This window comes from Bizionia sp. M204, assembly GCF_023205095.1.
GTDB classification, from domain to species: Bacteria; Bacteroidota; Bacteroidia; order Flavobacteriales; family Flavobacteriaceae; genus Algorimicrobium; species Algorimicrobium hallyeonense.
On record NZ_CP046242.1, the window covers coordinates 2,783,239 to 2,796,415 of the forward strand.

A 13,177-nucleotide genomic window follows, 5' to 3' on the forward strand; every position below is an offset into this window, starting at 1 on the left:
ATAATTATATTATTTGACAATCATCATTCTTTAATTTCTATAATAACGCCATTCGGATCCTCCTCTAAAATAGTAATATCAGGGTTATTATTTATGACTTTAAATTTACCTATTGTAACGGGTTTCTCTTTATTTCCGCTATCAAAATGAGCCGTGTATTTTCCTTTAGATTCTAATTCGTTAATGGTTATATTTTCTATAAAACTATCATAACATTTATTAATCCATAAGGCTTTAAAATCTTTCTCCTCTCCATTTTCGGCATCTTGCATACCTGACATCCCTTCTGAGCTTCCAACACCAAATTTATCTATAATAACCTCATCTATTAAATGATCTCTACCCGTCATATAAATACCATGTCTGTCTGACGATTTAATATGTATTTTTTTTATTTGGACATTTACAGGATTGTTTCCTGCGCCATCAATAGTAACTGCTGCATGAACATTCTTATATTTTTCATTGCCTGATCCCAAATCTTGTACTTCAAGGTAATTAATTTTAATATCGTTGCAACCTAAATAAATATGGCAACCTGCGTTTCTTAAACCCCACAAATTTTTAGATGTATCAGACTTTAATATTATAGAATCTATAGCAATATTACTAGCATTCGTTATTCCTAAACTTGCATAGCTTATTAAGGAACCTTTTAAATTTATATTTTCTGGTCTTGGCAATGTGTCATGAGTTTGAGTTATATGAATTAAACTGAATTCAGAATTATTGAATTTTAAATTCAAGTTTTTTCTGTGATTTAGTACCAAATTGGTTTTATAATATCCTTTTTGAAAAGTCATTTCAATATTGCCAAGTTCTGCCACGTCTAATACTGTTTCCATCATCCCCTTTTTATTTTTGGGATGCGTTTGAGCTGCATTGTCAAAAGTAAGACCGTAACGTCTAACATCACCCTTCTCATAGGCATTATTTAAAACGAAATCTAATTCGTTAAAAATCTTGATTTCAGTTTGTTCTTCTTTACTTTTCTTGCACGAAACGATTATAAATATGGCCGCAAGGGAGACTAAAACTACATTAAATGATAACTTTTTCATACTTTTTATTCCTTAATCTGATTTTCATATACATAAAACAAAGGTATCATAAAACTAAATATTATAACACCATGTTGTCTATCTAGGTACGATTCAAAAAAACAACCTATTGTAAAGAGCAATAATATTATATAATAAAATTGGTTTCTTAAGCCAACTGATTTAAATAAACAAAAAAGTAAAGTAATAAACACAATACCCCCAAGAACACCCGTTTTTAAAGCCTCAGATATATATTGATTGTGATTATTAAATTTCTCTTTTATTCCCAATTTAAAATGAATTTCTTCATAATTCTTATTAAGCACATCTTGATAATCGCCGGTTCCTGTACCAAAAGGAAAATTATTGACAATTTCTTTAATAGATAAGTAATTAATTAATAGCCGATGCTCTAAAGTGTTTTTTGTATAAGTTACTTTATTTTTAGTTTTTATAATCTCGATATTAAAATCTGTAGATTTTAGCATAATATCAAACTTATGTTTTATTCCTGTCGTATTATAAACCAATAAAGCTAATAACATAGGAATTACGAGAAAAACACTCATTTTAAATAATCGCGTTCTGTTTTTAAAATGGTTAATTATTTTTATAGAAAAAATTAACAATAACATTAAAATTGATGTTTTGTTCGAAAACAGAAAGACAAAAAATAATAAACATGCTAGATATAAAATACTTACTATTAAATTTTTCTTATTTATCAGTTCATTCAAGGTGGAAATTAAAGGTATTATAAATATAAATACCATATAAAATTGACTAATACCCAATTTATCTGTTAATACATATAGCGCAAAAACATGCAGTGTGCGTCCATCTATAAACACATGTATAATTAGAAATATTGTGAAAATTAAAACAACATAAAACCGTAAAAACCTCAACACATTGTAAAACACATTTTTATTTAAATATTCCGCATACATTATTGCAGGTAAAAATAAGGTGGGTAACACAGTGTTTACTCGTTTTAGTCCATAATCAATATTTTCGGAATAGCTTAAACCAATACATTGACAAACAAAATAAAGAACAAATAATAAAACCATTTTATTAGATTTTATTTTGTACCACTTTAATTTTAAGCTAGTTCTAGTATCACTAAAAAAGAAAAGCACAAACAAAAATGTAGAAATTGACAAAAGCGCATAAGATAAAACATAAGCCATAAAAGTTATGGCAATAAGTATTATATAAATATACTCTCTATGCTTAAAAAATAAGTTTTTTAAATTACCTGTCATTCTATAGTTTTTAAACGCTTAACTAGAACGTTTGTTAGAATGTCATCCAAAATCAAAGAGTCTTTATATTCCACATCCAAAAATAAATTTTCAATAATTGTAGGCTTTCCAGAATCGCCTTCATCTAACTTTAGTGGGAAACCGTTTTTTGAATACTTGGTTAAAATTTGAACATTTTCAAATAAGCAGTTGTTACATCTATTTATCCATAGAGCAGACAGTATTTTCTCATTACCTTTACCAGCATCTTGCATACCAGTCATGAAATTAGTTGTGCCTTGTGCGTATTTGTCAATTTTTATTTTTTTAAAAATGTTGTTAGTGCCAGTTATGTATGCTCCATGGCGATCAGATGATTTGATATAGACCTCGTTTATTGTAATATTAGTTGGATTTTCGCGCGATCCATCTATAGCCAAGGCGGCATGATTATTTTTAAAACCTATATTTCCAGATGCTAAATCTTCAATTTCTAAATAGTTTATTAATAAACTGTCAGTTCCTTTATAAATATGACAGCCTCTACTTTTAGATTCCTTTAATGTTTTTTGAGGATTTAATTTAATAATTACAGAATCCGCAGTTACATTTTTAGAATGATAAATACCAAATCCTTCGTATAAAATTAGCGTTCCTTCGAGGGTAATATTTCGGGATTGGGATCCACCCTCATTGGTAATATGAACTAAATCAAATGCAGCCTCGTTAAAATGTAAATCGATATTTTTTCTCGAATTAAAAACTAAATTAACTCCATAATACCCTTTAGGGAAATTTATTTTTATTGGACTATTTTCGGCTAAATCCAATACTGAACTTATTAATGATTTTCCAGTATTAGGATGCTTTTTATCATTTAATGAATCTGGAAATATACCATACCTCCTAGCATCTCCCAAGGCATAATTAGAGTTTAGCACATAATTAATATCATTTATCTGAACGGGTTTGGAGTCAATAGCCTTAAGATCAAAGTTATCACACTGTAAAAAAAGCAAAGATATTAGTAACATACAGCAAATTTTAAATTTCCGCATTGCTTGTGTTTTTTTTATAGAACGAATAAATTACTAACCAATATATTAAGTTTGCTGAAGCTCCTAAATGAAATGTCTGCACAAACATAGAACCAACAAGAACAAGAATATAGACACTATTTATAGGACTCTTTTTAATAGAGTTTACTGCTATTAAGAATACTGGTATAGCATAATACATAAACCCTAATATTCCATTATTAAGCAACAATGTAAGCCAACCATTTTCTGCATTGTTCTTATATTCATTAACGAAAGCACCATTGTTACCAAATATTAAATTCAAAAAGTCGTAATTTAACAACATATCAAAACCACGTATCCAAAAATTAATTCTTTCTGAATTACCTTCATTAGAAACATCAAATGCTTCTTTAAGCCTATCAATTGAAGTTTTATCTAATAAGAAATATAAAGCTAAAAAGACGCCGAAAAAACCTGAAATTAATAACAATATTGATTTAGGCCTTAATAAAATTGAAGCTAAATTATATTTTTTAAAATAATATGTAGCCAAAATTATTCCGCAAAATACAATTCCTAATCTGCCATTTGCTATAATTGATATAAGCAATATAATATAAAGCATCTTTACATTTTTCCTAAATATCAAAGCAGTACCTATAGCAAATTGAGAAAGCGCTAAAGGACCTTCAAAATATACTTTAGATCTAAATATACCAGAATAACCACCATAGAATTTTTCATCCAAAGGTCTATATCCAAAAAAGGTGTCTCTTAAAACAACAAATAAATACTCTTGATTAATAAATTCATAGAAAGCTAAAATTAAGGTTAGAATAATAAACACTTTCATTACCCTTAAAAAGTAATCGTAGTTATTAATAATAACTATAGCAGTTATTGGACTTAAATAAATATTTATATCAAAACTATTGAGCCAAAAAGGGCTGGATATTATAAATATCAGAATAGAAGCAATTAAATAAAAAAACAGTTGGCTATCTATTTTAAGTTTTGGGTTAAAAATTAAACCAACAATAAAAAAAGCATATCCAGTCAATAACAATAGTGGTCTAAAGCTATTGATATTAAATGCTATTTCAGCCAACAGGTAAAAATAGAAACTTAATATAATGGATAGAACACTTAGGTTACCAAAAAAAGTGGCAACCTTATGCTTATTAATTCGTAAGCTTATAGCCTTATCCATTTTTTGAATAAACTTCTTCTATTAAATTATGACCTTTTACTTTTTTCAGTTTCGACCTAATAGTAATAATATTGTTATCAACATGCCTCATTTTCTGACTTACGTACATACCTTTTTCCATAAGATTTTTGGATATAATACTTCCAGCCCCAATATTTATAGCATTATTTACAACAACACCTGGGTTAAAAATACAGCGAGATCCCACGTACACATTATTTTGTATTTTTATTTCACCATCTATTCTAATCCTAGCGGGACCCGTATCATCATGATAGTATCCGTGTGTCCATAATTGCGAGCCAATTCCAGCGAGAATGGAGTGCTGACCGATTGAAATAGATTTGGTTAAATCCAGAAAATGATTAGAGACAATAATTGAATTTTCCCCTAATGATAATATGGCATTTCCGTATGAAATTGGAGCATTTGCGCGTCTAATTTTATTTTGTTTAGAAATACCGGCTTTCTTTTTGTAAAACAACATCTAAAGGGCCATTAAAAACGTTCAATCTTCCTATAAAACTAGCATCTCCTAATGTTAACGTATTTATTCTAATAAAATTGAGACTTTGAATTTTTGCGTTTTTTCCTAGTGTCATTTTGTTTAAAGAAATAAAGGAAACACCAATATATGATTTATAAGAAATTTGATGCCCTAATAATCTTAATAAAAATATTTTAAGAAAATTTATTGGAATTAAACAAAAAATAATAGTTAAAATCTTTACCATCGTTAAAAACTTATTGTTATTTATTTAACTCATTCTTGTAAACAATAACACAAACAAGGTAATAAACTTTAAGTAAATACTTATCATCATCCATCTCCCAATCTTCTTGATTATTTAAAAATTTAGAGATAAATTTTTCTAAATTATAATCTTTGACTAAAGATGAATCGTTATTTATATCATCTATTAAAATATCTTTTAAGATAGTATCTAGTCCTTGTTTAAAAATTAAATGTCCCGTTCTAGAAACTGCTTTTGATCTAAAATATGTTTTCTTATCAATTTTGTCAACCAGAGCCTCGCGTAATACATACTTATTAATTGTACTTGTGGTGTCACTAAATTGCGCTTTACCTTTCATTGTTTTTACTGATAAATCAAATGGAATGGTTGCAGAGAATTTTGCTAAATCCATATCGTAAAATGGCATTGCTAGTTTAGCGCCTTGACTATTAACCATGTCAATCATATAACGCATGTCGTTTACGTACTGTTCAATCCATTTTAATGAAACTATTTTATTATAAAGAGTACGCTTGTCAGTTACATTTTTTAAAGAGAATTTATATTGCTTTTTAATAGTATTAAAATAATCCAATGGCAAATTATAAGATGCAATAAGTGCTCTATCTACTTTAAAATATACTAAATTAATATAGGATTTCGTATTAAACGTATAAAGTGCTCTCCTTAAACCCAAGAATAATTTATTAGTAGTATTAGTGTGTTTCAAAATGAGATTAAAAAAACCTTTAAAGGGTAACAAGCATAAATCTATAATGTAAAACAAAGGTTTTAAACCTTTGTTAGACACTAAAAACATATTAAATGCAATTGTGTCTAATTTATTTAAAGAAGGAGTATGTAGTCTCGTATCTTGACCTGCAAAGTAAGTAGTATTGTCTTTATTTGTTATTTGGTTACCAAAAATCCACATTCCAGAATATGGATTATTCATTTTTATAATTTCCTGCTTAAAAAATTCCTCATTTATTTCTTTGGAAAAATCTCGTTCAACGATTAATAATTCATTTTCCAAATGATTAGCAATACTTTGCGCATAGCCAGTTTCATCTTGCAGTGTTCCTTTAACCTTAAATGAATGGTTTATTATTTTTTCTTTGGACGTTAAATCATTTAATGCAATTAACATAGCAACTGAATCAATACCGCCAGACAGAAAAACCACATTCTTTTCATTTACATAATTTTTATGAGCGGTCACTATTTCATGCCGTAGTTTTTCAATATTTTCTTTATCAGAAAGCTGGTTCTCTTTTTCATTTATATCTGGTTGATGGCATGTATTTATTGTAATTTTAAAATCATTATTAAAAACTAATTTGGACCCAATTTTAGGTTGGTTGATGTCTTTATAAATTGTTTGACCATCCCATAGAAAATCAAAATACAATAATTGATAAACAGATGTTTTATTTAAATCTTTAGCCTTATTTTTTGCTATTTTATGTACATTTGTGGCTATATGGATTTCGTTCTGATTATTAAAATAGTATCCAGAGCAGATGCCTGATAAATCCCTATAAACACTAATGGTACCGTTTACTTTACATACAATTACCCAAAATCCATCTTTTTTGAAATACTCATAAATAGATTCTTTCGTTACATCTGCTGGAAATTGAAGCGCCTTTCTAATATAACTTTCAGAAAAATTTGTTTTTAAAAATAAATAAAAATTTGCATTTTCAAAAAAAATTTCTTTTTCTTCTAGAATATAATCAATAAAAAAGTTAGCACACTTTAAGGCCTTGTTTTCTTCTTGATTTGTATTTTGATTTAAAAATATTTGCATTTATATTAGTTAACTGATGTTTGTTATTAAGGGCTGTATATAGCTAATTTATAATCTACCAAGTATTGAATTATAACCCTTTAAAAGATTTTTAATATTATCTTCAGAAATACAGTTTTCATCGCTAAAGGGATCGGAAATGATACCTTGATAACTAGTAGAATTGAGTATGTTTATAAAATCAATTTTTTCTTGATTTGAAATTTTGTTAAACGACTTATTCTTCACCAAATTTATCAAAGGTTCTAATTCGGAATCAATATTATTTATAAATATACAGTTATTGGCCTTATTATTTACTGTTTTAGTTAAAGTTACAATAGGTTTGTTACTCAATACACATTCTATAGCTATAGTTCCAGTAACTGTAATAACAAGGTCTATATTAGATAAAATATCATCCATCTTAACGTGATGCTGTAAGCCTATAATATTAGCAGAATTCTTAACATAATTTACAAGCGCACTAGATAATTCATATTTAGATTTTGGATTAGGCTTCACCACTAAAACGGTATCATCAGGCAAGGATTTACTAACGGCCTTTATAAGTTGTAATTGATCTCTATGTTCTCGTCCCCAAACATCTATATTAGCTTCTGGTTGCATTTGTAATGGGTAAAGAACAACCGTTTTATTAGGCCTGTTTATTGTATTTTGTGCAAACGCATCCCAAAGCTTAATATTTTTATCTTTCTCTTTCTCTAATTTAAATTTTATTAATGGACTCGGTGTATTATATTTTTCACCTTTAATATAGGACTGAATTTTTTTAATTTTATCATTAATAATTTCACCTTTCGAAATGCGCCGCGGTTTCATATAATCTGGCGCTGTTTTCCGGTTAATTATTTGGTCTATGACGTTTTCTGCCTCTTCATTTGAAAGGAATTCATTACTCCCAAAATAAGGCTCTAACGTGTTATATTTATAAAATGAAAAACGCCCAATTGGATATCTACAGGTACATGGGTTTAAATAAAGTATATCTTGCTTTATACAATTGTTTATTGTTAATAGTTCATGAAAAGCTGTGGATTCTCCAAAAACTAAATCGGGTTTAAGCGCCTTTAAATACTGTTCAATTTTAGCATTGTAATAGTAGAAATAAGCCGTATTCTTTTTATTAAAATGATTAAACTGTCTATCACTTTTTATAACATCTTCAACCGCTTCGTCTTTAACATTAATAGGTTTATTACTGCTCGGGTAATCTATTATATGGGTTTGAAAATTCCCAACAGGTAAAAATTCTTTATTTTGAATTAACCAATGAATTTCATGACCACTATTGCTTAATTGATTAGCAACGGAAGCCATTAAAAACGTTTTGTACCTATTTTCTATAAATAATAATTTCATTTTATAAACTTTCCATCATTTTAAGGGTCAAGGGCTCACCTCTTTTTACAGCACTCACAAACTTTTTACCTAAAATTTCATTGTAATATTTAGGATGTAATCCATATCCGGGTCTAATTGAGCGTATATTTTCTTCTGAAATTATGTCACCAGACTTAACATCTTGAACTACAAACAGTGATCGTGCAAACTTTCTGTTATTTTTAACTTTTTCCGAAATATCATAGGACACCTTTCCTAGCAATTTTTCGGTATCTCGAACCTTATCAACCAATTCCGTAAATTCATCTACATCTAATGAAAAATCAGCATCAGGACCGCCAATATCTTTATTTAATATAAAATGTTTTTCTATAACGGTTGCCCCTAAAGTGGTGGCCACTACAGGTGCTAAAGAACCATAGGTATGATCGCTAAAGCCGACCTCTACATTAAAACGTGTTTTTAAATCTGGAATTGTATTTAGGTTTGCCAGTTCTAAAGGTGCAGGATAAGAGGATGTACATTTTAATAATATAATGTCATTATTTCCTACCCTACGACAAGCATCAACAGCTAACTTAATATCTGATTCTTCTGCAATACCAGTTGACATAATAATGGGCTTTCCCTTGGAAGCCGCATACTCAATTAAAGGAATGTCTTGAATTTCAAAAGAAGCAATTTTATAAGCAGGCACCTGAAGTTCTTCAAGAAAATCGACTGCTGTTTTATCAAAAGGTGATGAGAAACAAATTAAACCTTCCTCCTTTGCTACTTCAAACAATTTTTTATGCCACTCCCATGGCGTGAATGCTTCACCATATAATTCATATAAAGTTTTGCCGTCCCATAATGTGCCTCCTTCAATTTTAAAATGCGCATTATCACAATCAATTGTTAGCGTATCTGGCGTATATGTTTGAAGCTTGATAGCATCTGCTCCCGTTTTTTTTGCTGCTCTAATTGTTTCAATAGCAACATCTAAATCTCCATTATGATTTGCAGATAATTCTGCAATTATAAAACATGGATTAGTACCACCTATAGCTCTATTTCCTATTTTCATTTCCTAATATATTTCCAATGGTAAAAGTACAATTTTCTGTTCGTATAACATCCAAGCTCACGGCTCCATTTTCTACTTTCACAATGATTGCAGGGTCAATTTGTAAGATTTCACCATTTGTATGAACGTTAGTTGTTTCTAAATTGGTTTCAGAAACTTTATCAATAATTATTTTTTTGTTGTTGAGGTAAGTAAAGGCTCCAGGATACGGTATTGCTTGCGCTCTTACCCAGTTTCTTATAACTTCTGCATTCCAATTCCAATTAATTTCGCCGTCGTCAGGTGTTCGTTTACCAAAGTAAGTAGCCTGATTTTCATTTTGCGCCGTTAACTTTAGTTGATTATTATCCAAATCATACAATACCCTTTTTATTAATGGGTAATAGGCTTCCGCGTACTTTTCAAGCATTATAGCTCCGGTATCATTTGGTTTTATCGGCACTTCTATTTGATGAATTATTTTTCCTGTATCGCAAGACGCATCTATTACATGTGCCGTTATACCAGCGCTTGTTTCGCCATTAATAATAGCCCAAACATGTGGTGTTCTACCTCGGTATTTAGGTAATAGTGAACCATGAATATTAAACGTTAATTTATTGGCATGAGCAATTATATCTTCTTCAATTAAAAATAAATAATTAACCGAAGCAATAATGTCTACATTATAGTTTTTAATGAAATCGTAACCCCTATTATTTCTTGGATTACCTGCAAAATAAGGAATTCTATGACTTTTTGCAAAATCAATAATTCCTATGGAATTAGAATCTGTTAAAACAAATTGAACGGTGTAGTCCTTTGCTATTTTTTTAAGCGTATCCAACCCCAAACCACCACTACAAAGTACTCCAATTGTTAACATAAATCTCTAATTATTTTTAAATGTCTTTTTGCTATATCAGCATCAAATAGTGCTTTTTGTGCATTAATTTGAGAACTAAATTTTTGTTCTATTAATATAGTTTTTATTTTATATTCGAAATCAAAAATGCTGTAGTCTTTCATGTTTTCGCCCTTAAAAATGGCCTCACTATTTAAAAATCCTCTATAAATTAATTCTTGATTGTCCACGTAAAACCCACTTAAAATTGGCATTTTAACGCAGCTTAATTCATATAAAATGGTGCTGGCCGGTGCAATGGCAAAATTACACTGCTTCATGGTTTCTAACAAAAGTGTTTCTGATAGGTTTCGATGGATTTTTAATATATGGGAGTACTTATCCTCTAAATTGAAAATATCATTATGCTTATAAGCGCCACCCAAGACCACCTGTATTTTTTTAAAATTTGAGAATTTTAAAAGCGCTTCAACGGCTTTTATCGTTAAATTAAAAGGGTCCGCCCCTCCAAAACATACAAAAGCGTGATCAACGCTCTCAATGGTTTTATTTTTTTTAGCTTCTTTTAAAAAAAGTGGTCTTAATAGGGCGAATTTAGTTCCTAAAGCTAGTTGGGTATAGTTTTCCTTACTATACTGTTTTTCTTGAATATATGGGGAATGATTTATAACCACATCTGCATACATGTGTTCTTGGGCCAGATCGTCTATATAAATTAAACGGTATCCCTTTTGCTTTATATGCTTTTGATATGAAGAGGTGAATTGATAGCCATCTGCAATTATAACATAATTTAAAGGCGAGAAATTAGCTTGCAACCATTCTGGTTCCTCTTGGATTGAAACGGAATTGGGGATTGTTAATTTGTTAAAATGTTCTGGGATAACATTTGTCGTTGAATCTTCTTTTGTTACAAATACAAAATCTATTTGATCTTTAACAATTGCTACAAGACTAAACAATCTATATAAGTGTCCTAATCCAGTTTTAGAATTACCATCAGCTCTAAAGATTATTTTTTTCATTGTTGATTAATAATTTGTATTTCATTTCTGCCAAAGCCCAATCAGTTTGAGAATCTATATCTTGTGCTTCTAATGCTGAAATTACTATAGCTCCAGAGTTGGATGTAAATAATTTTTTTTCTTTTAGGAAAGAAGAAATCATTAACCAATAAAACTGACCTGAATCATGAAATCGAGGTTCTAAATCTTGCGATCTGGTGTTCAAGTGCGCTTCCCAAACCATCTCAATTTTATTATTCTTTTTCTTTAAAGAACGTTGAATAGGAAATGAAAATTCTACTACAGGAAAAACACTTTCAAACTTTTCATCTACTAATTTTTGATATGCATCCCGAATCTTTTTAGCTGAAATAAATGGTGCTGTTGGCAATAAACAACAAACACTATCAAAAGTTTTGTTTAAATTGGAATAGTTATTTAAAACCTCTTCTACGACATCCGATAAAACCGCAAAATCATTAGCATTTGTACCACTTCGAAGAAAAGGAACTGTTGCGCCATATTTAATTGCTATTTCTGCTATTTCTTTATCATCAGTTGACACCATGACCTCATCAAACAAACCACTATTTAGGGCGGCTTCAATTGAGTAAACTATAATAGGCTTACCTAAAAAAGGTTTAATATTCTTTCTTGGAATACGCTTACTACCGCCTCTTGCTGGAATTATTGCTAAATTAGCCATGGATAAAAGATAACACTTTTTCAATTACAAATTCTTGTTCTTTATCCGTTAAACTTGGATACATAGGTAAGCTAATACAGTTGGAATAGTAATTTTCAGAGTTATTTAAATTTGCATTATCATAGCCAATTTCCTTATAATAGGGCAAGGTATGAACTGGAATGTAATGTATTTGAGCAAAAATATGATGTGACTTTAAAAAGTCGTAAAGCCCTTTTCTATCGTCTACCTCAATTACAAATAAATGATGGGCATTTTGAGTTTTACTTGGTAGCCTCTGAAATTTAATTTTATTTTTAAACGCTTGTTTGTATCTATCTGCTATCTCATTTCTACGTGCAACACCAGCTTTGTTTTTAGCCAATTGGGTGATTCCCAAAGCAGATTGAATATCGGTTAATCTATAATTATATCCCAATTCTTGCATTTCATAAAACCAGCCACCATGATTTTCTGCCATGTTTTCTTTGGTAATGCCGTGCGTTCTTAAAGATGCTAATTTTTTGTATAGCTTTTCAGAATTAGTGGTTACCATACCTCCTTCTCCACAAGCAATATGTTTTACGGGGTGAAATGAGAAAATACCAATATCAGCATAATTCCCGTTCCCACACATTTGTTTGTTTCCGTTGGAATCGGTAAAATAGCCTCCAGGTGCATGACACGCATCCTCCACTATCCACAAATCATGTTCTTGGGCTAATGCTCTGAAAGCTTCCAAATTTACAGGTAAACCTGCAAAATCTACTGGAATAATACCTTTAAAAAAACCTTTTGGTTTGCTTTCAATTAATTTTTTAGTACTCTTTAAACACAGTAAATAGGTATCCGGATCAATATCTGCAAACCAAACTTCGCCATCGGCATACCGTACGCAATTTGCGGAAGCTGCAAACGTAATTGGTGTCGTTATAACCCGTTCTCCTGCTTTTAACCCTAAAGCCAATACGGCCAAATGTAAACCGGAGGTGGCGTTATTTACAGCTACGGCATATTTGGAGCCTACGTAAGCAGCAAATTTATCTTCAAACTCCTTAACCTTCGGACCTTGTGTTAAATAATCGGCAGTTAGGGTTTCTACAACCGCATCAATATCATCTTGAGTAATTGATTGTCTTCCGTAAGGTATGGCGTCTTTCAT

Annotated in this window: 12 protein-coding genes; all 12 read right to left on the reverse strand. The window is 30.0% G+C overall.

What is annotated here, in order from left to right:
* Positions 1 to 23: 23 nt before the first annotated feature.
* Positions 24 to 1,061 (reverse strand): hypothetical protein, encoded by a 1,038-nt coding sequence (locus tag GMA17_RS12890; protein ID WP_248396839.1) that lies wholly within the window; start codon positions 1,059 to 1,061, stop codon positions 24 to 26.
* A gap of 5 nt (positions 1,062 to 1,066) precedes the next feature.
* On the reverse strand, positions 1,067 to 2,311 hold the full coding sequence (locus GMA17_RS12895) for an O-antigen ligase (RefSeq protein WP_248396841.1): 1,245 nt from the start codon (positions 2,309 to 2,311) through the stop codon (positions 1,067 to 1,069).
* Complete coding sequence (locus GMA17_RS12900; protein WP_248396843.1) at positions 2,308 to 3,324, reverse strand: hypothetical protein; 1,017 nt, start codon at positions 3,322 to 3,324, stop codon at positions 2,308 to 2,310. The genes GMA17_RS12895 and GMA17_RS12900 overlap by 4 nt, the downstream gene beginning before the upstream one ends.
* A 10-nt stretch (positions 3,325 to 3,334) precedes the next feature.
* A complete protein-coding gene (locus GMA17_RS12905; protein ID WP_248396845.1) occupies positions 3,335 to 4,522 on the reverse strand; it encodes a hypothetical protein in 1,188 nt (395 codons plus the stop codon).
* Entirely contained in the window at positions 4,515 to 5,009 is a 495-nt protein-coding gene (locus GMA17_RS12910) for a hypothetical protein (RefSeq protein ID WP_248396847.1), read from the reverse strand. Before GMA17_RS12910 ends, GMA17_RS12905 begins: the two co-directional genes overlap by 8 nt.
* 263 nt (positions 5,010 to 5,272) lie before the next feature.
* A complete protein-coding gene (locus tag GMA17_RS12915) occupies positions 5,273 to 7,072 on the reverse strand; it encodes an asparagine synthase-related protein (RefSeq protein WP_248396848.1) in 1,800 nt (599 codons plus the stop codon).
* A 48-nt stretch (positions 7,073 to 7,120) separates the two neighbouring features.
* Positions 7,121 to 8,434: a capsular biosynthesis protein gene (locus tag GMA17_RS12920; RefSeq protein WP_248396849.1), complete on the reverse strand. Its 1,314-nt coding sequence runs from the start codon at positions 8,432 to 8,434 to the stop codon at positions 7,121 to 7,123.
* 1 nt (position 8,435) lies between these two features.
* A complete protein-coding gene (pseI, locus tag GMA17_RS12925) occupies positions 8,436 to 9,482 on the reverse strand; it encodes a pseudaminic acid synthase (protein WP_248396850.1) in 1,047 nt (348 codons plus the stop codon).
* Complete coding sequence (locus GMA17_RS12930; protein WP_248396851.1) at positions 9,466 to 10,347, reverse strand: methionyl-tRNA formyltransferase; 882 nt, start codon at positions 10,345 to 10,347, stop codon at positions 9,466 to 9,468. Before GMA17_RS12930 ends, pseI begins: the two co-directional genes overlap by 17 nt.
* Positions 10,341 to 11,351: a UDP-2,4-diacetamido-2,4,6-trideoxy-beta-L-altropyranose hydrolase gene (pseG, locus tag GMA17_RS12935; RefSeq protein ID WP_248396852.1), complete on the reverse strand. Its 1,011-nt coding sequence runs from the start codon at positions 11,349 to 11,351 to the stop codon at positions 10,341 to 10,343. Before pseG ends, GMA17_RS12930 begins: the two co-directional genes overlap by 7 nt.
* Positions 11,332 to 12,036 carry a pseudaminic acid cytidylyltransferase gene (gene pseF, locus GMA17_RS12940; RefSeq protein WP_248396853.1) on the reverse strand — a complete coding sequence of 235 codons (705 nt, stop codon included), beginning with the start codon at positions 12,034 to 12,036 and terminating at the stop codon, positions 11,332 to 11,334. Before pseF ends, pseG begins: the two co-directional genes overlap by 20 nt.
* Positions 12,029 to 13,177 carry a UDP-4-amino-4,6-dideoxy-N-acetyl-beta-L-altrosamine transaminase gene (gene pseC, locus GMA17_RS12945; protein WP_248396854.1) on the reverse strand — a complete coding sequence of 383 codons (1,149 nt, stop codon included), beginning with the start codon at positions 13,175 to 13,177 and terminating at the stop codon, positions 12,029 to 12,031. The genes pseF and pseC overlap by 8 nt, the downstream gene beginning before the upstream one ends.